19 protein-coding genes are annotated in these 23,915 nt (G+C 66.2%); 7 read left to right on the top strand and 12 right to left on the bottom strand.

What is annotated here, in order from left to right; all coding sequences use genetic code 11:
* Positions 1 to 22: 22 nt before the first annotated feature.
* The 3 genes from BFN67_RS12160 to eda all read left to right on the top strand — a co-directional run bounded on the left by BFN67_RS12160 (position 23) and on the right by eda (position 3,357).
* Entirely contained in the window at positions 23 to 1,603 is a 1,581-nt protein-coding gene (locus BFN67_RS12160) for a sugar ABC transporter ATP-binding protein (protein ID WP_158083512.1), read from the top strand.
* Positions 1,604 to 1,711: 108 nt separating this feature from the next.
* Positions 1,712 to 2,653, top strand: a complete 942-nt coding sequence (locus tag BFN67_RS12155; protein WP_158083511.1) for an ABC transporter permease — start codon at positions 1,712 to 1,714, stop codon at positions 2,651 to 2,653.
* A 50-nt stretch (positions 2,654 to 2,703) separates the two neighbouring features.
* Positions 2,704 to 3,357, top strand: a complete 654-nt coding sequence (gene eda, locus BFN67_RS12150) for a bifunctional 4-hydroxy-2-oxoglutarate aldolase/2-dehydro-3-deoxy-phosphogluconate aldolase (RefSeq protein ID WP_080919837.1) — start codon at positions 2,704 to 2,706, stop codon at positions 3,355 to 3,357.
* Positions 3,358 to 3,411: 54 nt separating this feature from the next.
* On the opposite strand, the gene BFN67_RS12145 is transcribed toward eda, so the two are convergent.
* The 9 genes from BFN67_RS12145 to BFN67_RS12105 form a co-directional block, all read right to left on the bottom strand.
* A complete protein-coding gene (locus BFN67_RS12145) occupies positions 3,412 to 4,866 on the bottom strand; it encodes an FAD-binding oxidoreductase (RefSeq protein ID WP_080919836.1) in 1,455 nt (484 codons plus the stop codon).
* Positions 4,866 to 5,864, bottom strand: a complete 999-nt coding sequence (locus BFN67_RS12140; protein ID WP_080919849.1) for an ABC transporter permease — start codon at positions 5,862 to 5,864, stop codon at positions 4,866 to 4,868. Before BFN67_RS12140 ends, BFN67_RS12145 begins: the two co-directional genes overlap by 1 nt.
* A gap of 22 nt (positions 5,865 to 5,886) precedes the next feature.
* A complete protein-coding gene (locus BFN67_RS12135) occupies positions 5,887 to 7,407 on the bottom strand; it encodes a sugar ABC transporter ATP-binding protein (protein WP_080919835.1) in 1,521 nt (506 codons plus the stop codon).
* Between the two features lie 139 nt (positions 7,408 to 7,546).
* Positions 7,547 to 8,638 carry a substrate-binding domain-containing protein gene (locus tag BFN67_RS12130; RefSeq protein ID WP_080919834.1) on the bottom strand — a complete coding sequence of 364 codons (1,092 nt, stop codon included), beginning with the start codon at positions 8,636 to 8,638 and terminating at the stop codon, positions 7,547 to 7,549.
* A 232-nt stretch (positions 8,639 to 8,870) separates the two neighbouring features.
* Entirely contained in the window at positions 8,871 to 9,581 is a 711-nt protein-coding gene (rpiA, locus tag BFN67_RS12125; RefSeq protein ID WP_204842165.1) for a ribose 5-phosphate isomerase A, read from the bottom strand.
* Between the two features lie 45 nt (positions 9,582 to 9,626).
* Positions 9,627 to 10,466, bottom strand: coding sequence for a MurR/RpiR family transcriptional regulator (locus BFN67_RS12120; protein WP_080919832.1), 840 nt, complete (start codon positions 10,464 to 10,466; stop codon positions 9,627 to 9,629).
* A gap of 2 nt (positions 10,467 to 10,468) precedes the next feature.
* Positions 10,469 to 11,155 (bottom strand): HAD-IA family hydrolase, encoded by a 687-nt coding sequence (locus tag BFN67_RS12115; RefSeq protein WP_080919831.1) that lies wholly within the window; start codon positions 11,153 to 11,155, stop codon positions 10,469 to 10,471.
* Positions 11,156 to 11,171: 16 nt separating this feature from the next.
* A complete protein-coding gene (gene xylB, locus BFN67_RS12110) occupies positions 11,172 to 12,692 on the bottom strand; it encodes a xylulokinase (protein ID WP_204842163.1) in 1,521 nt (506 codons plus the stop codon).
* Positions 12,693 to 12,696: 4 nt separating this feature from the next.
* The gene (locus BFN67_RS12105; RefSeq protein WP_080919848.1) at positions 12,697 to 14,139 is read right to left on the bottom strand and encodes an aldehyde dehydrogenase family protein; all 1,443 of its coding nucleotides are present in this window, start codon (positions 14,137 to 14,139) and stop codon (positions 12,697 to 12,699) included.
* Positions 14,140 to 14,576: 437 nt separating this feature from the next.
* Between BFN67_RS12105 and BFN67_RS12100 the strand changes: the two genes are divergently transcribed.
* The 4 genes from BFN67_RS12100 to BFN67_RS12085 all read left to right on the top strand — a co-directional run bounded on the left by BFN67_RS12100 (position 14,577) and on the right by BFN67_RS12085 (position 20,611).
* Positions 14,577 to 15,338, top strand: a complete 762-nt coding sequence (locus BFN67_RS12100) for an SDR family NAD(P)-dependent oxidoreductase (RefSeq protein ID WP_080919829.1) — start codon at positions 14,577 to 14,579, stop codon at positions 15,336 to 15,338.
* 78 nt (positions 15,339 to 15,416) lie between these two features.
* Positions 15,417 to 16,913 carry a xylulokinase gene (locus BFN67_RS12095; RefSeq protein ID WP_080919847.1) on the top strand — a complete coding sequence of 499 codons (1,497 nt, stop codon included), beginning with the start codon at positions 15,417 to 15,419 and terminating at the stop codon, positions 16,911 to 16,913.
* Positions 16,914 to 17,106: 193 nt separating this feature from the next.
* Positions 17,107 to 19,146, top strand: a complete 2,040-nt coding sequence (gene tkt / locus BFN67_RS12090) for a transketolase (RefSeq protein WP_080919828.1) — start codon at positions 17,107 to 17,109, stop codon at positions 19,144 to 19,146.
* Positions 19,147 to 19,168: 22 nt separating this feature from the next.
* Positions 19,169 to 20,611 carry a xylulokinase gene (locus BFN67_RS12085; RefSeq protein ID WP_080919827.1) on the top strand — a complete coding sequence of 481 codons (1,443 nt, stop codon included), beginning with the start codon at positions 19,169 to 19,171 and terminating at the stop codon, positions 20,609 to 20,611.
* Positions 20,612 to 20,622: 11 nt separating this feature from the next.
* On the opposite strand, the gene BFN67_RS12080 is transcribed toward BFN67_RS12085, so the two are convergent.
* From BFN67_RS12080 to BFN67_RS12070, 3 genes are all read right to left on the bottom strand, one after another.
* Positions 20,623 to 21,354, bottom strand: a complete 732-nt coding sequence (locus BFN67_RS12080; RefSeq protein WP_080919826.1) for a GntR family transcriptional regulator — start codon at positions 21,352 to 21,354, stop codon at positions 20,623 to 20,625.
* 100 nt (positions 21,355 to 21,454) lie between these two features.
* Positions 21,455 to 22,891 carry an aldehyde dehydrogenase gene (aldA, locus tag BFN67_RS12075; RefSeq protein WP_080919825.1) on the bottom strand — a complete coding sequence of 479 codons (1,437 nt, stop codon included), beginning with the start codon at positions 22,889 to 22,891 and terminating at the stop codon, positions 21,455 to 21,457.
* Positions 22,892 to 22,915: 24 nt separating this feature from the next.
* On the bottom strand, positions 22,916 to 23,911 hold the full coding sequence (locus BFN67_RS12070; protein ID WP_080919824.1) for a zinc-binding dehydrogenase: 996 nt from the start codon (positions 23,909 to 23,911) through the stop codon (positions 22,916 to 22,918).
* Positions 23,912 to 23,915 lie beyond the last annotated feature (4 nt).

Genomic DNA, 23,915 nt, shown 5'->3' with positions numbered 1-23,915 from the left:
CACGGGCTCGACGATGGCCGGAATGACATCTTCATCGTCCGCGACCGACGCCCTGTCGGTCGCGGATCTCGGCAAGTCCTTCGGCGCCGTGCAGGCGCTGAAGGACGTGACCCTGTCGTTCCGCTATGGCGAAGTGACGGCGCTGCTCGGTGAAAACGGCGCCGGCAAATCCACCCTGATCAGGCTCTGCAGCGGCGAGCACCAGCCGACGACCGGCAAGGTCGCCATCGACGGCCAGGTGCGGGAGCTTCCGAATCCCCTGGCGGCGACGGCGCTCGGTATCGCCGTCGTGCACCAGGAGCCGCAGCTCGTTTCCGCCATGACGATCGCGGAAAACATCTTCCTGGCGCGCCTTGGCGGCAACGCGGCCGTCGCCGCGCATCGTCCCGGCGCCCTTGCCAGGGAGGCAAGGGCGCTCCTTGCCGAGATTAGCCTGTCCGGCGCCTTTGCCGACCTGAGCATGAAATGCGCCGGCCTGTCCGCTGCGGAGCGGCAGCTGGTCGAGATCGCGCGGGCGCTGGCGGCAAAGCCGAAGGTGCTGTTCCTCGACGAACCAAATTCCAGCCTGACGCGCCGCGAAACCGACCGCCTGTTCGGCATCGTCCGCCTGCTGCGCGAGCAGAGCGTCGCCGTCGTGCTCGTCAGCCACAGGCTCGGCGAGGTCTACGAGATTTCCGACCGCGTCATCGTCATGCGCGATGGCAGCAAGGTCGGCGAAGGCACGGTGGGCGACCTGCCGAAAACACAGGCGATCCGCCTGATGGCGGGTGATCGGCTCGTCGAGCAGACGGCCAGGGACGAGGCGGCAGCCAGGGAGATCGACCCGAAGGCCGTGCCGGTACTGCGGGTGCGAGGTGCCAGCGGCATCGCCTTCTCGGACGTTGACATCGATATCCACGCCGGCGAGATCGTCGGGATGGCAGGACTCGTCGGCTCCGGCCGAACCGAGATCGTGCGCGGTGTGCTCGGAGCGGATCCGCTTTATTCCGGCAGCATCGAGTTGAACGGTGATCCGGTACGATTCAGGACCCTGCGCGACGCCGTGAAGCACGGCATCTCCTTCATCAGCGAGGAACGGCGCACCTCGGTCTTCTACGGTCATGACATCGGCTTCAACCTTACGTCGAACGTGCTGGGCCGTTTCGGCCGGCTGGGCTTTTTCAGCCAGCGCCGCCGCATGCGCTTCGCGCAGGAGCGCGCCGACCGCGTCGGCGTCAAGGCCGAGAGCGTCGCCACTCCCATTCGCGCCCTGTCGGGCGGCAACCAACAGAAGGTGCTGCTGGCGCGGGCGCTTGCGTCGAACCCGTCGCTGCTCATTCTCGACGAGCCGACGCGCGGCGTCGACGTGCGCACCAAGGCGGAGATGTACGCGCTGATCCGCAATCTCGCCCATGTCGAGGGGCTGGCTGTGTGGTTCATCTCCTCGGAAATGGACGAGATCCTCCACCTCGCCGACCGCGTCATGGTCGTGCGTGAAGGCCGCATCGTCGACAACATCGCGAAGGGGCCGCAAGCGGCGCAGGTCGTCGCCTCGGCACTGGGCGAGAAGGCCGAGGACGCCGTCGCCTTCTTCGGACGCCAGGAACGGGGCGAAGCGCATTAGATTGCAGGCGGCCGGCGCTGTCGCCGATGCCAAGATGAACGGAACGGAATCGAGATGAGTGTTGCCGGCGTGAGAAACCTGCCTTTCCTGAAGGGCCAGGAACTGGGATTGGCCGCGGTCGTGATCGTGCTGTCGATCGCGTTCTCCTTCTTCAACCCGCACTTCCTGACGACGGACAATTTCCGCAACATTCTCGTCGCCGTCGCCGTGGTCGGCATCATGGCGATCGGCCAGTGCTTCGTCATCATCGCCAAGGAGATCGACCTGTCGGTCGGTTCGGTGATGGGGCTCAGCGGGCTGTGCGGCGCCTACGCCATGTCCGCCGGCCTGCATCCGGCGCTGGGCGTGCTCGTGGCGCTGGCCGTCGGCGCCGGCTGCGGCCTGATCAGCGGACTGATCGTCGTCTACGGCAAGGTGAATTCCTTTATCGTCACGCTCGGCATGCTGTCGGTCGCGCGCGGCCTGACCTACGTGCTGAGCGGCGGCCTGCCCATCCTGATCGATCCGCGCGTGATGTTCATCGGCCAGGGCGAGGTGCTCGGCATTCCCGTGCAGGTCCTGATCTTCTTCGGGCTCGTCGTGCTCGGGCAGATCGTGCTCAAGCGCTCTGTGCTCGGCCAGCGCGTCGTCGCCGTCGGCGACAATGACGAAGCGGCGCGGCTCAGCGGCATCCCGATGAACTCGACGCGGCTCGCCGTCTTCGTCTTCAGCGGGCTGGCGGCGGCGGTGGCCGGCCTCGTCTACACCGCACAGGTGAGCGTCGCCGAGGCGCAGGCCGGCACCGGGCTCGAACTCGACGTCATCGCGGCGGTGGTCATCGGCGGCGCCAGCCTGTCGGGCGGGCGCGGCTCGATCATCGGCGCCATGCTCGGCGCCTACCTGCTCGGCGCGCTGCGCAACGCCTTCATCCTGCTGGAGCTTTCGCCGTTCCTGCAGCAGATGAGCGTCGGCCTGGTCATCGTCCTGGCGGCTCTGTTCGACCAGTTCCGCCAGGGCGCGTTCCAGCATTCGGTTCTCGCCATCCGGCTGCGCCGCCTTTTTGGCCGCTAGAATTTCAGCCCAAGGCGCCTGACCTACTTCAAGCAAGCATTGGAAAGACCATGAACAATCCGATCGATGTCATCGCCAGCCTGGGCGTCGTGCCCGTGATCGCCATCGAAAAGGCGTCGGATGCGGTTCCGCTGGCCGACGCCTTGCTGGAAGGCGGGCTGCCGGTCGCCGAGATCACCTTCCGCACCGAGGCGGCCGCCGACGTGCTGGCCGCGATCCGCGACGCCCGGCCGGAACTCGTCATCGGCGCGGGTACGATCCTCGACCGGGACAGTCTCCGCCGCGCGATCGACAGCGGCGCCCGCTTCGCGCTCGCGCCCGGCTATGATCCCGATATCGTCGATGCCGCGACGGAGGCGGACCTGCCTTTCTGTCCCGGCATCATGACGCCGACGGACCTGACGCTGGCGACGGCGCGCGGCGTCAGGCTGGCGAAGTTCTTCCCGGCCGGAGTCGCCGGCGGTCCCAAGGCGCTCAGTGGCATCGCCGCGCCCTTCGCGCATCTCGGCGTGCGCTTCATCCCGACCGGCGGCGTCACGCAGGCGACGATCGGCGATTGGCTGGCCGTCAGGCAGGTCGTGGCCGTCGGCGGCACCTGGATCGCCAAGACGGAAGACATCCGCGAAGGGCGCTTCAAGGCAATCGCGCAAAACGCGGCCGAAGCGGTGAAAACCGCCAGGCAGGCGCTGGACGCCCGCGCATAACGGCACGGCAAGTCCGGATGCCGGCCGAAAAGCGCGGCCGCCTTGCGGAGACGCCTATTCGGGAATCAGCGCGCCCGGATTCATGATGCCGTGCGGGTCGAGCGCCGCCTTGATCGCCCGGACCGCCGATCTCTGTTCGGCCGGCAGCCAGTCCCAGTAGACGTCGCGGCGGCTGCGTCCGACACCGTGCTCGGCGCTGAACGACCCGCCGAGCGCGCGCATGATGGCGTAGAGGCCGTCGAGCATCACCTTGCCGTTCCGCCTGATCTCCTCCTCCGCCATGCCTACCGGCGGCATGACGTTGAAATGGATGTTGCCGTCGCCGGCATGTCCATAGGAGAGCGGTTCCCAGCCCGGCCAGTCGACGGCGATATAGACGCGCGAGCGCTCGATCACTTCCGCCACCCTGCTCAGCCGCACCGACAGGTCGGTGCGGATATGGCGGCCGCGCTTTGCCTGGCCTTCGACGAGGTTCTCGCGGATCGCCCAGAAATCAGCGGCATGCGCGCGGCTCTGCGCCAGCGCGCCATCGCCGAGGAGCCCGGCCTCGAAGGCTTCCACCAGCAGCGCCTCGACGAGCGCGCGACCGTCGATCGCTGCCGAACAGCCCAGTTCCATGATGACATGCACCGGCCACTCGCCCTCGAGCGGAACGCGCGTGTCGCGGGCGGCGATGCGGGCAAACGGAATGCACTCCGCACCGATCACCTCGAAGGCGGTGAGCAGGTCCGAGCAGACGCGCCGCGCCATGCCGAAAACCGTCATGGCGTCGGCGAAGGAGGCGAGGCCGAGATAGGCGGTCTCGATATTGGCGGGACGCGGAAACAGCTTGACCTCGACGCCGGTCACGATGCCCAGCGTGCCCTCCCCGCCGATCAGGAGTTGCTTGAGGTCGTAGCCGCGATTGTCCTTCCTCAGCCCGTGCATGCCCTCGAACAGGCTGCCGTCGGGCAGCACCGCCTCGACGCCGAGCACCAGGTCGCGCGTCATGCCGTAGCGCAGCACGTTGATGCCGCCGGCGTTGGTCGAGACGTTGCCGCCGATCTGGCACGAGCCCTGCGCGCCGAGCGCGAGCGGAAAAAGCATGTCGCTGGCTTCCGCCGCGTCCTTCAGCACCTGAAGGATCACGCCGGCATCGGCGGCCAGGGTAAAATTCTCCGGATCGATGGCGCGGATCCGGTTGAGCCTTTCCAGCGAGACCACGACGGCGCGGGGCGGCCCTTCCGCGATGCCGCCGCTGACCAGCCCGCTGTTGCCGCCCTGCGGGATCAGCGCGATGCGGTGCTCGGCGCAGATCCTGACGATCGCCTGCACCTCCTCCACGCGCGACGGCCGCAGCACGGCGAGCGCGCCGCCCCGATAGTCGCCCGTCCAGTCGTGAAGATAGCGTTCCGCCTCGGGCGCGCCGGCGTCGACGAAACCGGCAGCATCCACCACGGCGCGCAGGGCCGCCAGCGCGGCGGCGGCCGGCGTAGCGCCGGCCGCCTCTTGGGAGGAAGAGATCGTCATCAGCCGAAGTAACGCACGCGAATGGCGTCGATCGCAACCGCGATGAAGATCATGAAGCCGCCGATCATGCCGACGTAGAAGGACGGGACCGCGATGATGGCGAGCCCCACCTGGATGACGGTAAGCAGCAGCACGCCGCCGAGCACACCCACCACGTTGCCGCGTCCGCCGAAGACGCTGACGCCGCCGATGATGGGCGCGGCGATGGCGTAGAGCAGGTAGCTCGAGCCCTGGTTGGAGGTGATGGCCATCTGCCAGGAGCCCAGCAGGAAGCCACCCACGCCGGCCAGGAATCCGGCGATCGTGAAGGTGATGATCTTGACGCGATCGACGCGGATGCCGGCCGAGTTCGACGCAACCGGATTGCCGCCCACTGCATAGATGCTTCGCCCGAGAACCGTCTTGCGCAACATCACCGCCATCGCCACCAGCGCCACCACGAAGATGATAGGCATGACCGGCCAGCCGCCGATGGCCGCCTGACCGATCCAGACATAGCCGTCGGGCAGGTTGGTGATGGTGCGGCCCTGCGTCAGGGCCAGCAGGGCGCCCTGCAGGATGATCATCATGGACAGCGTCTGGATGAGCGAGACCATGCGCAGCTTGGTGATGCACAGGCCATTGAAGAAGCCGATCAGCGTCGCCACGCCCACACCGACCAGCATGGCGAGGAACCAGGGCAGGCCGAGGTTGGAATAGGCCATGGCGCCGATGGCGGAGGAAAAGCCGAGATTGGCCGGCAGCGAAAGGTCGATCTCGGCCACCAGCAAGGGCAGCGCGACGGCGAGGCCGATCATGCCGAGCACGGTCGCCTGAACCATGATGTTCTGCAGGTTGAAGGTGGTGAAGAAATACTGGTTGAAGAGGCCGAAGATCACCACCAGGGCGACCAGCCAGATCCACACGACGTTGTGCAGCACCCACCCCAGAACGGACGTGCCTTCCTTGCCGGGAGTCTTCGCGGCCGGCGCTGCAAGTGCGGAGGCGACTTGGTTCATTGTTTTCTCCTTCGACGCGCGCTCAGCCATGGGACGTCGTGCCCTGGCGCAGCCGCTCGTTCGTGATCGCGGCGCCCGAGAGTTCCTCCCGTACGGCGCCGCCATCGAAGATGCAGACGCGGTCCACCGACCGGACGATCTCGTCAGTGTCGGTGGAGACGATGATGACGGCCACGCCGCTGCGGCTGAGATCGTCGATGATGCGCAGCACGTCCTGCTTGACGCCGACGTCGATGCCGCGCGTCGGCTCGTCGAGGATGAGCAGCCGCGGCTTCGTCGCTAGAACGCGGCCGAGGCACACCTTCTGCTGATTTCCGCCGCTCAGCGTATCGACGGTGGTGGACGGCCCTGGAGCCTTGATGCCCATCGCTTCGAAATAACGGTCCGACAGGTTGCGCTCGGCGTCGTTGCTGAGAAAACCGGAGCGCGCCAGCGAAACGAGCGAGGAGAGCGAGATGTTTTCGCTGATCGTCATATGCTTGACGAGCCCGTCGCGATGCCGGTCGTCCGAAAGGAAGGCGATGCCGGCGTCGAAGGCGTCGCGCGGCGAGGCCGGCAGCTTGTGAGGCGCCTCGTCGGCAAAGGCGATCGTTCCCGAGCGGACAGGAACGAGGCCGAAGACCGCCCGCACCAGTTCCTTGGCGCCGGCACCCGGAAGGCCGGTGAAGCCGACGATCTCGCCGGCATGCAGGTCGAGCGCCTCGACCCGGACGCCGGCGCTGACGACCGAGCGCAGGCTGACGGCCGCAGGCTCGGTGTCGAATTGCCGCCGTTCGCGTTGGAACAGAACGAGACCCCGGCCAAGCACGAGTTCGGACAATTGCTCCGAGGTCAGTCCCTTCACGTTCTCGGTCCCACCGGCGAGCACGCCGTCGCGCAGCACCGAGCAGGCGTCGCAGATTTCCAGGATTTCGTCATTGTAATGCGAGATGAAGATGAAGGTGACGCCCTGCGCCTTGAGGTCGCGCATGAAGGAGAAGAGCTGCGCCCTGTCCTCCACCGTCAGGGCAGCGGTGGGCTCGTCCAGGATGATGATCTTGCCGCCGCTGAACATGGCGCGCAGGATGTTGAGTTTGCGCCGCGCCACGGCGTCGAGCCGCCCGGCCATCGCCTGCGGATCGATGCCGGTTCCCTCCAGCATGCGCGCGGCGTCGGCGCGTAGCTTGCTCCACCGGACGAAACCGCCGGAAGACGGCCAGATGCCGAGCATCAGGTTCTCGGCCGCCGTGAGATGATCGACGATCATCGGCTCCTGCGTGACCAGGAAGACGCCGGCCTCCTCCATCGCCTTGATGTCGACACTGGCAATGGCCCGGCCGTCGAGAAAGATCGTGCCCGATGTCGGCGTGCGCTGCCCGGAGATCAGGGACACCAAGGTGGACTTGCCAGCGCCGTTCTCACCCAGGAGCCCGTGGATGGTGCCGCGGCGGATGCCGAGCGAAACGTCGTTCAGCGCCAGGACGGGACCATAGCGCTTGGTGAGATTCTCGACCCTGAGGATGAATGGGTCCTGTTGCGATGCGACTGCCGAGGCTGCTGTCAAAACGAACTCTCCGACGAGGACCGGAAAGGAAAGCTCCCTTCGGCGCGGACACGCCACGCCGGCACGGGACCAGCGTGGCGCAGATCATGTCTGCGATCAACCGCCTTCAGGCATTGGTGCCGTAAGGCGTTGGATGCGATCAGGTGTAGGGGATGCCCCATTCCTTCTCCGCGATCGCACCCCAGTGGCGCTTGTCGCCGGCGTTGTCGCTGTCGATGACGAATGGCGGGATGATCAGCGTCGGGCCGGTCGTGCCTGCGACGATCTCGCCCTTTTCCCAGAAATATTTCTTGTTCTCGTAGGTGCCGGTCGGAACCGCCTCGCCCTTGAGCGAATGCTTGACCAGCATCTCGACGGCGATCTCGCCGTAGGCGATCGGATCCTGCGAGACACAGGCATCCATATAGCCTTCCTGGATCCACTTCAGCGCGACCGGCTCGCCGTCGATGTTGACGAAGATGACGTGGCCGTCCTCGCCTACCTTCTTCCAGCGGTTCTTCTGCTGGAGCGCGGTAACGATGCCGCGCGACGGGGAGTCGCTCGGCGCATGGACCGCGTCGAGGTCGGGATATTCCGACAGCGTCGAAAGCGTCACCGACAGCATCTGGTCCAGTGCGCCCTCGGTCGGACGGGCCAGATACTTGATGTCGGGATATTTGGCGAATTCCTCGTCCATGCCTTCCTTGCGCAGCCGCCAGGCCACGCTCTGCAGCGCGCCGAAGCAGTTGAGCACCGTGCCCTTGGGGCTGCCGTGCTTCTTGGTCAGACGCTTGACGATCTCCTGCGCGGCCATGACGCCGCCCAGCTTGTTGTCGAAGCTGACGGTGATCGCCACATCGCCGCCGTCCGCCGGCGTGTCGATGATGCCGACAGGAATCTTCTTCATGTTGTAGCGGCGGATCGCCGACACGATCGCCTGGCTGTCGATCGGATCGGAGACGATCGCCGACGGCTGGCTCAGCATCAGGCTCTGCCACTGCTCGAGCTGCTTGGTGTTGTCGAAGCTGGCGTTGGTCGCCTGGAAGCGCATCTTATTCGCCGCCACGGCGCGCTTCACCGCCTCTTCCTGGATGACGAAGAAATAATAGTCGAGGCTCTTGTTGCTGTAGGGGATGAAACCTTCATCCGCCCACGCAGAGCGCCCCAGCAACGTGCCGGCGCCGGCCGCGATACCCAAAACGCCGCCCGCCTTGAGCAGGCCGCGACGAGTCAATGCGTTCAATCTGTCCATCTGCTTCCTCCCGCAGTTTATCTAGCAATACTAGATTTCCAGAAACCCTTCAAGCCATTTTCGCAGCTTCGCGCAACTAAAATATTGCAAGAGGCGTCCGGTCATATTCAACAAAAATCTCTATATTTTTCAAGATTTTATCTTATGCCCTGATTGAGATGCACAAACGGGATCGCGCCGCGACCAGCGGCGGCAACACACGCAACAAAATAAGGCCAATATGTAGTATTTACTATTTATCGCGGAGTTTCACATAGGCGGTCCCGTCAAAGCGGCCGACAACCATCCCCCGGGATTCCCGTGTGAACAGGCCGTTTTCCACCACGCCGGGGATGCGGTTGAGCTCGATCTCGAGTTTCGCCGGTGCCGGAATGACTCCACACCGGCAGTCGAGGATGAAATTGCCGCTGTCGGTGACGACCGGCTGGCCGTCCCGCATACGGCGTTCGATCGCGGCCCCCTTCACGCGATTGTCCGCCAGCGCCTGCGCGACCATCCGCTCGGTCTGCTTCCAGGCGAATTGCACGACCTCGACCGGCAGCGGGAAAGCGCCGAGCTTCGCCACGATCTTGCTTTCGTCGCAGATGGTGATCATGCGCTTCGACGCATGCGCCACGATCTTCTCCCACAACAGGCACGCGCCGCCGCCCTTGATCATGTTGAAGTCGTGATCGATCTCGTCGGGACCGTCGATGGTAAGGTCGATCTCGCCCATATCGTTGGGATCGGTGATGGCGATGCCGACCTCCCTCGCTACGTCGTTGGTCGAGCGCGACGTGGTGGTGCAGGTCAGCTTCATGCCGCACGCGACATGGTTGCCGAGTTCCCGCACGAAGAAATGCGAGGTCGTTCCAGACCCCAGCCCGAGTTTCATGCCATCCCGGATGAATTCCTCGATGACCTTGCGGCCTGCCGCCTTCTTCGCCTCGTCCTGGACGCTCATCACTATTCCTCGCTACGCATGGGCGCGCCCGCCAGCGGGCGCAATTCAGATCTTTTCCGTCTGCCAGAAATCGAGCGCCGGAAGCTGATCCGGAAACTCGCTGCCGCTCGTCATCGCAATCGCGGTGACAAGCATGTTCACCACGAGATGGTGGTTCAGCCGCGACGCCAGCGGCGTCATCAGTTCCGTGCGGTCGTAAGGCAGGACCGAGATCAGCACGTCCGAAACCTGGGCCAGCGGACTTTGCGCCGCCGTGATCGAAAGCACGCGCGCCCCTTTGGCGCGGGCTGCGGTCGCGATATCGACCATCTGCTTGGTATGCCCCGACTGCGAGAAGATCAGCACCACCTCGCTCGGCCTGGAGGTCTCGGCATGAAGCCATTGCTTCTTGCGGCCGATCAGGGCCGCGCAGCGCATGCCGAGCCGCTGGAATTTGTGTTCCGCGTCCAGCGCCGTGATCTCCGAAATGCCGCTGGCGTAGATGCCGACCCAGCTTGCGGCGTTCAGAAGCCTGGCGCCCTCGTCGACCTGCTGCGGTTCGAGGTCCTCCAGCAGCCGCTGGATCGCGTTGAGCGAATTTCGGGCGGTCTTGCGCACGACGTTCTGGATGGAATCATCGGGCACGATCTGCTCATAGGCAAACGGCGCCGACGGAACCAGGCTCTGCGCCAGATGAAGCTTGAAGTCCTGATAGCCCTGGAAATCGAAGCGCCGGCAGAAGCGCATGATCGTCGGGTCGCTGACCGCGCATTCCTGCGACAGCCGCGCCATGCTCATGTGGATGACATCCGAAGGATTGGCACTGACGAAGCGCGCGACGCGCAGTTCGGCCGATCCCATTCCTTCGCTTTCCTGCAGGATACGCTGGAGCAGGCTTACCGCCATCGTCAGTCCTCCCGGGCGGCGTCATCCATGCCGTCAAGATCGCGCAGACGGGCAAGCCGCATGGACGGCTCGACGTCGACGCGGCGGCCAGTCCCCCAGGACACGGCGTAGAAGGGAACGCCGGCGCCGGCGGCGGTCGTCTTGTCCACGATCGTGTCCCCCACATAGGCCCAGGGCCGTCCGTTCAGCTTCATCCGCTCGGCCACCGCCATGAGGTGCGCGGGGTCGGGCTTGCTCGCCGGAGCGGCGTCGGCGCCGACGATCGCGTCGAACAGATGAGCGATGCCGAGGATGCCAAGGACCTTCAGCGCCAGTTCCTGCGGTTTGTTCGTGCACAGGCCGAGACGGATGCCGCAGTCCCGGAGCGCTTCGAGATCTTCCCGGACATGCGGATAGAACCGGGTCCTGTCGGCGGGCGTGCGGGCATAATTGTCGAGATATTCCTCGAGCGCCGCATCGATCGTGCCGTCGTCCGAAGGTAGGCCGAGCGATACGAAAAGGTCGTGGACGAGCCGACGGGCGCCGAAGCCGATGAATTTTTCCACCGTCGCGACGCTCTGGGCCGGCCAGTTGTTGCGCTCCAGCATGAGGTTGAGCGCCGCCGCGATATCGGGCGCGCTGTCGATCAGCGTGCCGTCGAGGTCGAATACCAGCGCTTCATACCGATGGGTCTGCGTTGTCGTGGCCATTCGTCTCCCCCGCTTCCTATCGGTCCAGGCCGGAACCGGATAAGGCCGAAAAAGCCCCGGACAAGTCGTCGTAAAGGCCTGCGTAGATCGCAAACGCCTCGCGCATCGCCGCCGCGCCGGCCGCGTCCGGCGTTTCGCGGGTCACCGCGCGGCAGGATTTCGCTGCTTCGACCGCGTCGGCCCAGACGCCGACGCCGACGCCGGCGACAAGGGCGGCGCCGAATGCTCCGCCTTCCGCGGCGCCGTCCGTGGTGACGACGTCGCAGCCGAAAAGATCGGCCTGCATCTGCCGCCACAACGTCGAGCGCGCGCCGCCGCCCGACGCCTTGATGATGCTGCGGCCGATGCCGGCGGCTTCCATGAGGCGGTAGATGTCGAAAAGCGAATGCGTCACGCCTTCCATCAGGCTGCGCGCCATGTCTGCCGCCGCGTGACGGGCGGTGAGACCGACGAAACCGCCGCGTGCCGAGGGATCGGGATGCGGGCAGCGCTCGCCGTTGAGATAGGGCAGGAAGACGAGACCATGTGAGCCGGCCGGCGCATTGGCCGCGGTCCCCGCCATGTCCTTCGCCGAGGGCGCCTCGCCGCCGCGGAAACCGGCCAGCATGGTGCGGAACCACTCCATCGCACCGCCGGCATTTAGCGAAACGCCCATGCAATGCCATTTCGACGGCGCGACGTTGCAGAACACCTGAAGCCGCCCGTCCGGATCGGCGACCGGCGCGTCGAGCGCGGCCGCGACGATGCCGGCGGTGCCGATCGTCGTCTGCAGCGCGCCGGGCGTGATCACGCCGGAGCCGATGGTCTGGATGACGCTGTCGCCGCCGCCGCCGACAACCGGCGTCCCTTCCGGGATGCCGAAGAGCGCAGCGCCCGATCGGCCGACCCTGCCGCTGACGACATGCGATTCATGACAGGGCGGCAGAATGGCGGCATCGAGATCCAGCAGCTCCAGCAGGCCGGATGCCCAGCGACGCTCCCGCGTGTCGAAAAGCCCGGTTCCGGACGCGTCGGAGACCTCCGTCGCGATCTCGCCGGTGAGCACGAGACGCAGATAGTCCTTCGGATTGACCACATGGCGCAACCGGCCGAACAGATCCGGCTCGTGGTCGCGCATCCATATGATCTTGCCGCCGGTATAACCGACCAGCATCCGGTTGTTGGTCCGCGCCAGCAGGCCCTGGATGCCGCCGGCGCGTTCCGTGATGGCGTCGCATTCGGCGCCGTTGCGCTGGTCGTTCCACAGGATCGCGGGACGCAGCACCTTGTGGCCGGCATCGAGCGGCGTCAGGCCGTGCATCTGGCCGGAAAGCCCGACCGCCGCGAGTTCGGCCTCCGGCCGCTCGGCAAGAACCGCAGCGACGGCTGCGCGGGCGCCGTCGATCCACGAGGCCGGGTCCTGCTCTGTCCAGCCCGGACGCGGCTGCGACAGACCATAGGTTTCGGTGTGGCTCGCCAGCACCACGCCCTCGCCGTCGATAAGCAGCGCCTTGCAGCCGGACGTTCCGATATCGATGCCGAGGAGCGCCTGGGTCACCGCCTCACCTCGCCTTCGGCTCGCCGTAGCGGATGCGGACATGCTTGAAGTTCATGTATTCGAGCATGCCTTCGCGGCCGTGCTCGTATCCCACGCCGCTCTGCTTGCGCCCGCCATAGGGCGCGTTCATGATTCCCGCATCGACATTGTTGACGGCGACGTTGCCGTAGTCGAGCCGCGCCGAGGCATAGCGCACCTCGTCCATGTCGCGGGCATAGAGATAGGAGGCAAGTCCATAGGGCGTGTCGTTGGCCAGGTCGATCGCCTCGTCGAGGCCGTCATAGGCCATGACGCCGACGAGCGGGCCGAACGTCTCCTCGGTCATGACCTTCATGTCGTGCGTGCAATCGGCCAGAACCGTCGGGCGGAAGAAGTGACCGCGCGCGAAGGCCTCGCCCTGCGGCGCGCTGCCGCCGGCCACGAGCCGCGCGCCCTTGGACAGCGCGTCGGCCAGATGATCCTGCGTCTTGGCGAGCGGCTCGGCGGAGGCCATTGCGCCGACATCGGCGTCCGGCATGTCGATGCCGTTGCCGATGACCAGCGCGTCGGCGGCGCGTCCGAGCTTCGCCGTGAAGTCGTCGGCGACGGCGCGCTGGACGTAGATGCGGTTGATGGCGATGCAGATCTGGCCCATGTTGCGGAAGGAACGCCGGGCAGCCCCCTTCACCGCCGCGTCGATGTCGGCGGAGGCGGTGACGACCAGCGGGCAGTTGCCGCCGAGTTCCAGCGACAGCCGCTTGACGGTCGAACACGACTGCTGAATGCGCAGCCCCACCGCGCTGGAGCCGGTAAAGGCGATCTTGTCGACGTCGGGATGCTCGACCAGCGCCTGCCCCACCTTCGAACCCGGCCCCGTCACCACATTGACGACGCCCGCCGGGATGCCGGCCGCTTCGACCATGCGTGCGATCGCCAGCGCCGTGAACGGCGTCAATTCCGCGGGCTTGATGACGATGGTGCAGCCCGCCGCCAGCGCCCCGCACAGTTTCCAGCCGATCAGCTCGGCCGGATAGTTCCACGGCGTGATGGCGCCCACCACGCCGATCGGCTCGCGCACCACGAGGCTGTCGATATCGGTGGTCGCATTGGGGACGATCTCGCCGTGGACGCGCGCGGCTTCCTCGGCATAGAAATGGCAGGCCTCTGCGAGCTTCAGGATCTCGCCGCGCGCCTCGTTGAGCGGCTTGCCCTGCTCCAGGGTCAAGGTGCGCGCCATGTCGTCCGCATGCATGGCGATCGCCTCACCAAGCCGGTGAAGCGCCTTTGAGCGCTCGACCGGCGCCAGCCGTGACCACGGCCCGAAGGCCTTGCGCGCAGCCGAAACGGCGGCATCGATCTCCGCCGGGGTGGCGCATGCGATATGCCCGAGCACCTCCCCCGTGGCCGGATTTTCGACCGGAATCTGCGCGCCCTCGCCTCGCCGCCACGCGCCGTCGACAAAGAGCATGCCGGCCAGCTCCTGAATCACTTTTCCTCCATCCTCACGACCGAGTTCGCGGATTTTTCCTCACCCCGTCGTCAATAACTAGATTTACTACATGGCGCAACCGTGTTGGGCTATGCCGGCGCAGCAGACCACCAGAAACAATGGGGATTCCATTTAAACCGTTGTTTTAAATGCTATAATTATTCGCCATTCCGGCACTTTCCGGGAACAGATCGCGATAGGCTGCACAAGGAATTGACCTGGAAAAGCAAACCGGAGCAAAATAAGATGCTAGTTAAAAAGTTAGTTCTACTACTACCAAAAATTCGTGCATAGGCACAAGAAATTGACTACAAGACCTCCTTATCGGCCTTTCCGACAGGCCGATCGGGAGGAAAACTACAATTCTCGCCAATCCCGGCGGCACGACGGATACGCACAGCGGAGGAATCGCGTTTATGTCCTATATGTCGAAATACGACCTTTCGGGCCGGCGCGCGCTCGTGACCGGCGCGGGCCAGGGGATCGGCGAGGCGTGCGCCGCAGCACTTGCCGAGGCCGGCGCGCATCTCGTGGTGACCGACCTGAACGGCGCCCGCGCCAAGGCGGCTGCGGAGCGGCTGACGGCCGGGGGCGGAAAGGCGGAAGCACACCAGCTCGATGTGACAGACACGGCCGCCCTCAATGCGCTTGCCGCCTCGCAGCCAGTCCTGGACATACTGGTGTGCAATGCCGGCATCGCTTCCAACACGCCCGCCGAGGACGTTTCCGACGAGGAATGGGACCGCGTCATCGGCATCAACCTGACAGGCGTCTTCAAGACCTGCCGCGCCTTCGGCCGCAAGATGCTGGAAGCGGGCAGCGGATCGATCGTCAATATCGGGTCGATGTCGGCCGACATCGTCAACACGCCGCAACCCCAGTGCCATTACAACGCCTCGAAGGCCGGGGTCCATCATCTGACGCGGTCGCTGGCGGTCGAGTGGGCGCTGCGCGGCGTGCGCGTCAACGCGGTCGCACCGACCTATATCGAGACGCCGCTGCTGGCCAATCTGGAAGACAGCAAGGGCATGGTCGACCGCTGGATCGACCTGACGCCGATGAAGCGGATGGGCCAGCCGGACGAGATCGCCTCGGTGGTCCTGTTCCTCGCTTCGGACGCGTCGAGCCTGATGACGGGCTCCATCGTCTCGGCCGATGCCGGCTATACCTCGATCTGAAGCCGTTTGCCGCTTGGGCGGACCGCGCCGCGCGCGCGGCCGGCAGCACGGGAAAACGCCTGCAAGGAGGGCCATGACTTGAGCGACGCGCTCTATCTCGCCATCGACGTCGGCACGGGCAGCGTGCGCGCGGCGCTCGTCGACAGGACGGGCAGGCCCATCGCCATCCGCGCCTTCGAACACGAGCAGATCGTCCCCGAATACGGCTGGTCGGAGCAACGGCCCGCCGACTGGTGGGCCGGCGTGACGCGCGCCATCCGCACGGTGCTGGACGATGCGCCGGATGCCGCGCGGCGCATCGCGGCCGTCTGCGGCTGCGGCCAGATGCACGGCACGGTGCTGCTCGACGCGAACGGGCAACTGACCCGCGATACCGTTCCGCTGTGGAACGACAAACGCACGATGGGCCACGTCGCCGCGTTCGAAAGGCGTTTCGGCCTGGACGAATTCATTGCCGAAAGCGGCAATCCCCCTGCCCCGCCATGGCCCGGCTTCAAGCTGCAATGGATTCGCGACAACGATCCGGAGGCCTATCGCCGGGCGGCAGCGGTGCTGATGCCCAAGGACTACGTGAATTATCGCCTCACCGGCGAGATCACCATGGACCGCACCGAGGCCGCCTGCTCCTTCATGATGAATCCGCGCACCGGCGACTGGTCGCAGTCGATGTGCGACCGGCTGGGTCTCGACCGCGACAAGCTGACGACGATCCGCGATCCGGCCGAGGTGCTGGGCGTCGTGAGTGCCGAGGCGGCGCGCGAGACGGGCCTGCGCGCCGGGACGCCCGTGCTGGTCGGCGGCGGCGACTATCCCGTCGCCCTGCTCGGCTCAGGCGTATGTCGTCCCGGCCTGGGCTCGGACGTGACGGGCACGTCGTGCATCATCACGGTCGTCGCCGACAAGCCGCTGCTGGCGCCCGAAATCTCCAATGTCGGCACCCCGGAAGGCAATTGGGGCGCCTTCATCCTGCTCGAGACGGGCGGCGACGCGATGCGATGGGCGCGCCGCGCCTTCCATGAAAACGGCTGGAGCTATGAGGCGATCGCCGCCAAGGCGGCTGAAGCGCAGGCCGGCGCCCAGCGCCTCTTCTTCATGCCGTATCTCGTCGGCGAGCGCTTCGGCGAACATCGCAACGCCCGCGCGCAGTTCTTCGGCATCACGGCCGAGCATGGGCTGGCCCATCTTCACCGCGCCGTGCTCGAAGGCGTGGCCTTCGGTGCGACGCGGCACCTGCATCTTATGGAGGACATCTCCGGCCGCAAGGTCGAGCGGGTCGTCGCCTCGAGCGGCGGAGCGAAATCGGAGCTGTGGCTGAAGATCAAGGCGAGCGCCTATAATATCCCCATCCTGCTGCCGGCCGAGCCGGAATGCGGCGTCATCGGCGCAGCGGCGCTCGCCGCGACGGCGGAAGGCAGATTCTCAAGCGTCGAGGACGCAGCCACAGCCTTCGTGCGCCACGAACGCGAGATCCTGCCCGACCCCGCCTGGGCCGAGACCTATGCGCGCATGCAGCCCTTCTTCGAAAAACTCTATCGCCATTCGCAGGCGCTCTATGACGATCTGGATCGTCTCTAAAGCGTGTCGCGGTCTTTCAGATTCGCTCCGTACGCTTTGGGTCCTTGTTTTTTCAGCATGTCTTTCCCGAAACCGATGCCTACTTTCGGGAGACATGCTTTAGGCCGGGCGCAAGCGGCCAGAAGCCGTTTGACAACAAGTCGTCCCGATCGATACTTGTCCGTACAGGATGATAAGTTGAGGAGACGGACGGATGACGGCTCAGGCGCGTGACCATCGCAGGCTGGCCAACGCCATCAGGGCGCTGACGATGGACGCCGTGCAGGCCAACAATTCCGGCCATCCCGGCACGGCGATGGGCATGGCCGACATCGCCGAGGTGCTCTGGAACGATTTCCTGCGCCACAATCCGGGCGATCCGGACTGGCCGAACCGCGACCGCTTCGTGCAGTCGAACGGCCACGGGTCGATGCTCATCTATTCGCTGCTGTACCTGGCCGGCTACGATCTTTCGCTGGACGACCTGCGCAGGCATCGGCAGTTCGGCTCCAGGACACCGGGGCATCCCGAGCGCGGGATAACGCCGGGCGTCGAGACGACGACCGGCCCGCTCGGACAGGGCTTCGCCACCGCCATTGGCATGGCGCTCGCCGAGCGCCGGCTGGCCGAGGAATTCAACCGCGACGGCTTTCCCGTGGTCGATCACTTCACCTATGTCTTCGCCGGCGACGGCTGCCTGATGGAAGGCATCAGCCAGGAGGCCGCCTCGCTTGCCGGCACGCTCGGCCTGTCGAAGCTGATCGCCGTCTATGACGACAACAACATCTCCATCGACGGAGAGGTCGGCGACTGGTTCGCCGACGACACCGCCGCCCGCTTCCGCTCGCTGAACTGGAACGTGATCGCGGAGGTGGACGGCCACGATCCCGTCGCGATCAGGGCGGCCTTCGAGGCCGCGCACGCCTCCGACCGGCCGACCTTGATCTGCTGCAAGACGATCATCGGCTTCGGATCGCCCAACAAGCAGGGCAAGGAGGAATCGCATGGCGCCCCGCTCGGCGCGAAAGAAGTCGCCCTGACGCGCGAGGCGCTCGGCTGGGACTATCCGCCGTTCGAGATCCCGGGCGACGTCGTCGCCGGTTGGGACGGGCGCGAGAAGGGCGCGCGCATGCAAGCGGAATGGGAGCGCATGTTCGCAGCCTACGGAAAGTCCCACCCCGAACTCGCGGCCGAATTCAGACGCCGGATGAAGGGCGAGCCGTCGCCCGCCCTCGCCAAGCTGGTGAAAGAGGAAGCCGCCGCCATCCTCGGCAAGCCGGCGGAAGACCAGCCGCTGCGCAAGGCGTCGAGCCGCATTGCCGGCCTGATGACGAAAGCCGCGCCCGAACTGGTCGGCGGCTCGGCCGACCTCAGCCAGTCGACGCTGGCCTGGACGCAGGCGTCGCGCTCGATCCGTCCGGGCGATTTCTCCGGTAATTTCGTGCATTACGGCGTACGCGAGTTCGCCATGTCGGCGATGATGAACGGCATGGCCGCGCATGGCGGCCTCGTTCCCTCCGGCGCGACTTACCTCGTCTTCAGCGACTACAGCCGCAACGCGGTGCGCCTGGCGGCGCTGATGAAGCTGCGCGCCGTCTTCGTCTACACGCACGATTCCATCGGCGTCGGCGAGGACGGACCGACCCATCAGCCGTCGGAGCAGCTTGTGGCGCTGCGCGCGATCCCGGACTTTTCGGTATGGCGGCCGGGAAGCGAGCTGGAAGCACTCATCGCCTGGGACGAAAGCCTGCGCCGCGAGGGGCCGAGCGCGATGGTGCTGGCGAGGCAAGGCAGCAAGGGCGTCGACCATCGGCCGGGAGACGACGAGAAGATTCGCAAGGGCGGCTATGTGCTCTCCGATCCGGAGAACGGCGCAGCTCCCGATCTGGTTTTGGCCGGCACCGGCTCCGAGCTTTCCCTGGTGCGGCAGGCTGCGGCGCGGCTCGAAGCGGAGGGCGTCGCCGTGCGTGTCGTGTCCGTCCCGAATGCCAACGTCTTCGCGCGCCAATCCGGGGACTACCGGTCCAGCGTGCTGCCGCGCCATCTGCCGACCATCGTTGTGGAGGCGGCCTGCTCGTTCTACTGGTATCAGTTCCTCGGCGAACGCCGCAGGATCATCGGTGTCGACCGCTTCGGCGAATCGGCGCCCGGCCCGGAGGTGTTCTCCCACTTCGGCTTCACAGTGGACGCCGTCGCGGAAGCGGCCCGCAACCTGCTTGCCGAAAACGGCGGCGCGACCGCCGCTCCGGCATAGACGATCGACGGGAGGTCTGTGAATGTTCCTTGGGATCGATCTCGGGACCGGCTCCGTCAAGGCGCTGCTGATCGACGAGAGCGGCCGCCCGGTCGCCGAAGCGAGCCGTGCTTACGAGTTGAGCTCGCCGGTTCCCGGTCATGCCGAGACGGACCCTGAACTATGGTGGACGCAAACCGTGGAGGCCGTGCGCGAGGCCTGCGCGGCGCATGGCGAGGTTGTGCGCGGCATCGGCCTGTCCGGCCAGGCACACGGATTCGTTCTGGCGGATGCGAAAGGGGCGCCGCTCAGGCCCGCCATTCTGTGGCCTGACCTGCGCACGGGCAGGCAAGTGCAGGATGCGCTGGCGCTCGACGGCGATTTGCGGCTGCCGCTGTGCAATCCCATCGCCACCGGCATGGCCGGACTCGGGCTCCTATGGCTGAAGCGGCACGAACCCGCCCTCTTGGAACAGGCGAGCGCCGCCCTGTCGCCGAAGGACTGGCTGCGGTTCAGGCTGACGGGCGAGCGCGCGACCGAGCCCTCCGACGCCTCGATGACGCTGCTCTACGACATGCGCGCCGACGGCTGGGCAAGCCCCTTCGCCGAAAGCCTCGGCATCGATCTCTCCCTCCTGCCGCCGCTTCGCGCCTCCACGGATGTCGCCGGCGGCCTGACCGGCGAGGCCGCCTCGGCGCTCGGCCTGCGGCAGGGCATCCCCGTCGCCCACGGCCTTTCCGATACCGCCGCATGCCTGCTCGGGCTCGGCCAGACAGCGCCCGGCGAAACCGTGCTGCAGGTTGGGTCCGGCATCCAGATCATGACAATGGTCGACCGCGTGACGCCCGAACTCCAGCCCTTCTACAACACTTTCCGGGGCGTCGGCGCGGGCGTTTACAAGATGGCGGCGCTGCAGAATGGCGGCACGGTGTTCGAATGGGCGCGCGGCGTTCTCGACGCCGACTGGGCGGAAATGTACGCACGCGCCTTTGCGCCGGACATCGACAATGGCGGCGTGCTCTTCCTGCCCTATGTCAGCGGCGAGCGCGCGCCGCTGCTCGATCCGCAGGCGAGCGCGGTCTGGTCCGGCATGAGGCTCGGCGCCGGGCGCGACCAGATCATCCGCTCGGTGTTCGAAGGCGTGGCGCTGGCGGTGCGCGACAGTTGGGACGCTCTGAAGGCCACCGGCGTCGAGGCGTCTTCCATGCTGCTGACGGGCGGGGGCGCCGCCGATCCGCGCTGGCGGCAGATGCTGGCCGACTTCGTCGGAATGCCGATGCGCCCGTTCCAAGGCCGAGACGCCGCGGCGCTCGGCGCGGCCTATCTCGGCGGCATTGCCGCCGGCCACTGGCGCGGCGTCAAACACCTTCCCTTCGCGACATCCGGCGAACCGCCGCTCGAACCGCGTCCTCTCCCCAGCCTCGACGACCTGCTGGCGCGCTTTCGCGCCACTTACGGCGCGCTGAAATCCGCCCGCGAGAAATAGCCGCCGCGGGGTCAGCTCTTCTGCCGGTAGAGGTCGATGCTGAGGCGGGTCCGGTCGGGGTGATGCCAGGATTCATAATATTCGACCGCCTTGCCGTCCTGATCGAACGTCGTCTCGCGGTTGAACAGCACGCGGTCGCCCCGTTTCAGCTTCAGGATCGAAGCGATATGGCTGTCGGCGCGGCCGATCTCGATCGTGCGCCTGCCGGTCGAGGCGATGACACCACAGGCTTCGTCCAGCCAGACATAGAGGGACTTGGTCTCCAGCCCGTCAAAGTCGAGAAGGGCCGAAAAGCGGCGGTACGGCAGGTAGTTCCGGACGACGAGCAGCAATTGCCCGTCCACATAGCGCACACGCTCGAGAAAGACCGCCCTGGGATCGCCGATTGCCTTGGCGACATGCGCCGGCGCCGCGATCTGCTCCTGCCGCAGCACTTTCGTGGTCAGCGTGAAACCCGCCTTGGCCATCCCCTCCTGCAACGGGTCCAGGCGTTGCTGGAGGACGATCGGCACCTTCTTTTCCCGCACGAAGGCGCCCCGTCCGCGCTCCGTCTCGATCAATCCGTCGAGCGCGAGCGACTGCAGTGCCTGGCGGACGACCGAACGCGAAACGCCATGTTCGGCACACAATTCATGCTCGGACGGCAGCTTGCCGCCGCTGGCGATCGCGCCCGAAGCGATTTCGGACCGCAGGTGCTGCGCAAGCTGGAAATAGAGCGGAACGGGAGTGGTTCGGTCGATCATGCGGGTTCCGGCGAAAGCGCCGGGACCCTAGCGCGGCCCGGACATCCGGACAACATGCGGTTTGCACGGCTCGACGCCGCTTGCCGCCTGTAGCCGTCCGTCAGCCGTGCTCGATATAGACCGTCTGCGTCTCCATATATTCGTAGAAGCCGTGCTTGCCGTCGGCGCCGCCGATGCCGGACTTCTTTCGCCCCGCATGAAAGCCCTGATAGGCCTCGCCGTTCTCGCGGTTGATGTAGGTCTCCCCGAACTGCAACCGGTTGCTGGCCTTCAGAGCCTTGTTGAGGTCGCTGGTATAGAGCGAGGAGGTCAGGCCGTATTCGGTGTCGTTGGCGTGATGCACGGCCTCTTCCCAGGAATCGACCACCGCGATCGGCGCCACCGGCCCGAAAATCTCCTTGCGCATGATCTCCATGTCCGGGCGGCAATCGACCAGCACGGTCGGCTCGTAATGATAGCCGCGGTTGCGGTCGGCCTGCTTGCCGCCGAGCGCAACCTTCGCGCCCTCGCCCCTGGCGCGCTCGACCATGCCGGCCACCTTGTCGAGTTGCACGGCGTTGACCAGCGGACCCATGTCGAGGTCCTTCTCCGCCAGCGGGTCGCCGTAGCGCACCTTCGCCATCGAGGCCACGAACTTCTCCACGAAGGCGTCCGCCACCGGACGCTCGACGAAAATGCGTTCCGCGCAGTTGCAGACCTGGCCGGTGTTGTTGATGCGCGACTGGGTGATGGCGCGCGTGGCGAGGTCGAGATCGGCGTCCTTCAGCACGATCGCCGGCGCCTTGCCGCCGAGTTCGAGATTGACACGGGTGAGGTTCTTCGCCGCCGCTTCCATGATCGCGATGCCCGTCGGCACGCTGCCGGTGAAGGAGACCAGATCGACGTCGGGATGGCTGGTCAGCGCGGCACCGGCCGTCCTGCCGCGCCCGCTGACGAGGTTGAACACACCTTCCGGCAGCCCGGCCTCGGCTGCCAGTTCGGCGAAGGCGAAGGCGTTGAGCGGCGTCTCCTCGCTCGACTTGATGACGATGGTGTTGCCGGCGACCAGCGCCGGCGCCAGCTTGCGGCCGATGAGATAGAACGGGAAGTTCCACGGCAGGATGCCTGCCACCACGCCGACCGGCCGCCGGTAGAGCAGGATCGTCTCGCCCTTGCGGTCGCTTTCGACGATGTCGCCCTCGATGCGCCGCGCCCACTCGGCCATGTAGTCCATCAGTCCGGCCATGCCGAGTACCTCACCCTTGGCGAGCGGCAGGATCTTGCCCTGCTCGTGCGAGATGATCTCAGCCAGGCCGTCGGCTTTGGCGCGGATCTTTTCGGCGATGGCGCGGACATGGCCGGCGCGTTCGATCGCCGGCAGTTCCGCCCAGGAAGCTTGCGCCTTGCGCGCTGCCGCGACGGCCGCATCGACCGTCTTGGCGGACGCGTCGGGCACCTCGGCGATCGTCTCGCCCGTCGCCGGGTTGAGCACGGGTATCCGCTCCTCCGCCTTGCCGTCGACGAACTGCCCCGCGATGTAATGCCTGTATTGCGCCATGCCGCTTCTCCCGATTGTGTGTTGTCAGGTCGCGCTGTCGACCAGCGCCACGATCTTGCCCGTCACCTCGCGCCGCATCAGGCGCAGGAGGCCGTCCGGAATCTCGTCCAGGGTGATGATCTCCTCGACCATCGGATCGAGCCGCCCAGCCGCCAGGCGCTGCATGAGGTCGTCGCCGATCACCGCGAAATCGCGCTGCGTCGCCATGTGACCCGCCGCATAGGCGCCGCCCAGCCCGACCTCGTGGATGGAGGCGGCGTAGGTGTAGGAAGGCACCTCGGCCATGTTGGGCAGCGGATCGACGGAAATCAGGTGGCCGTTGTAGTGGAGGAAGGCCAGCGATTTACGCGCATCGCCGGGATTGACCACCTCCAGCATGACGTCGACGCCTGCGCCGTCCTGCGTTTCGGCCCGCACCTTCTCCAGCAATTCCGGATCGCGGTAATCGAGGACGACGTCCGCGCCGAGCTTGCGCACCGCCGCATGATGCTCCGGGCGGGCGAGGCCGATGACCTTGGCGCCCTCGGCATGCGCGAACTGTGTTGCGAAGCCGCCGACGCCGCCATTGGCGCCCTGCACGAGGATCGTCTGCCCGGCGGCGAGATGCGCCTTGCGGAACAGGCCCTGATAGGCGGTGTAGCCGGCGCAGGGCACGGCCGCGGCGTCGGTCCAAGACACGGTTTCGGGCACGCGCGAGAGCACATGGAGGGGCGCGACCGTGTATTCGGCGAAGACGCCACGCTTCAGAAAGCTGTGATGGAGGACGACGCGGTCGCCGGGCTTCCAGTCGGTCACGCTCGCGCCGGCGCTGTCGATGACGCCGGCCCCGTCCAGGCCCAACGGATGCGGATAGAGCCAGCCCGGCTTGTGGTCGTTGGCGAACTTCCAGTCGGCGGGATTGAGCGAGACCGCCTTGATCCGGATCCGGACCTCGCCAGGCCCCGGCTCCGGCATAGGGACGTTCGCGATGCGGACATCTTCGATGCGGCTCGATGCCGAGGGAACAACGACTGCCTTCATGACC

This window comes from Manganibacter manganicus (assembly GCF_002075885.1).
GTDB classification, from domain to species: Bacteria; Pseudomonadota; Alphaproteobacteria; order Rhizobiales; family Rhizobiaceae; genus Mesorhizobium; species Mesorhizobium manganicum.
Note: the sequence above shows the minus strand (reverse complement) of the source record. Positions and strands in the feature narration are given on the sequence as shown.

What these genes read in the sequence shown, in the direction of transcription:
- BFN67_RS12160 (WP_158083512.1), top strand. Translation starts at nt 23, where the DNA reads ATGACATCTTCATCGTCCGCGACCGACGCCCTGTCGGTCGCGGATCTC.
- eda (WP_080919837.1), top strand. Translation starts at nt 2,704, where the DNA reads ATGAACAATCCGATCGATGTCATCGCCAGCCTGGGCGTCGTGCCCGTG.
- BFN67_RS12145 (WP_080919836.1), bottom strand. Translation starts at nt 4,866, where the DNA reads ATGACGATCTCTTCCTCCCAAGAGGCGGCCGGCGCTACGCCGGCCGCC.
- BFN67_RS12140 (WP_080919849.1), bottom strand. Translation starts at nt 5,864, where the DNA reads ATGAACCAAGTCGCCTCCGCACTTGCAGCGCCGGCCGCGAAGACTCCC.
- BFN67_RS12130 (WP_080919834.1), bottom strand. Translation starts at nt 8,638, where the DNA reads ATGGACAGATTGAACGCATTGACTCGTCGCGGCCTGCTCAAGGCGGGC.
- rpiA (WP_204842165.1), bottom strand. Translation starts at nt 9,581, where the DNA reads ATGAGCGTCCAGGACGAGGCGAAGAAGGCGGCAGGCCGCAAGGTCATC.
- BFN67_RS12120 (WP_080919832.1), bottom strand. Translation starts at nt 10,466, where the DNA reads ATGGCGGTAAGCCTGCTCCAGCGTATCCTGCAGGAAAGCGAAGGAATG.
- BFN67_RS12115 (WP_080919831.1), bottom strand. Translation starts at nt 11,155, where the DNA reads ATGGCCACGACAACGCAGACCCATCGGTATGAAGCGCTGGTATTCGAC.
- BFN67_RS12105 (WP_080919848.1), bottom strand. Translation starts at nt 14,139, where the DNA reads ATGCTCTTTGTCGACGGCGCGTGGCGGCGAGGCGAGGGCGCGCAGATT.
- BFN67_RS12100 (WP_080919829.1), top strand. Translation starts at nt 14,577, where the DNA reads ATGTCCTATATGTCGAAATACGACCTTTCGGGCCGGCGCGCGCTCGTG.
- tkt (WP_080919828.1), top strand. Translation starts at nt 17,107, where the DNA reads ATGACGGCTCAGGCGCGTGACCATCGCAGGCTGGCCAACGCCATCAGG.
- BFN67_RS12085 (WP_080919827.1), top strand. Translation starts at nt 19,169, where the DNA reads ATGTTCCTTGGGATCGATCTCGGGACCGGCTCCGTCAAGGCGCTGCTG.
- BFN67_RS12080 (WP_080919826.1), bottom strand. Translation starts at nt 21,354, where the DNA reads ATGATCGACCGAACCACTCCCGTTCCGCTCTATTTCCAGCTTGCGCAG.
- aldA (WP_080919825.1), bottom strand. Translation starts at nt 22,891, where the DNA reads ATGGCGCAATACAGGCATTACATCGCGGGGCAGTTCGTCGACGGCAAG.
- BFN67_RS12070 (WP_080919824.1), bottom strand. Translation starts at nt 23,911, where the DNA reads ATGAAGGCAGTCGTTGTTCCCTCGGCATCGAGCCGCATCGAAGATGTC.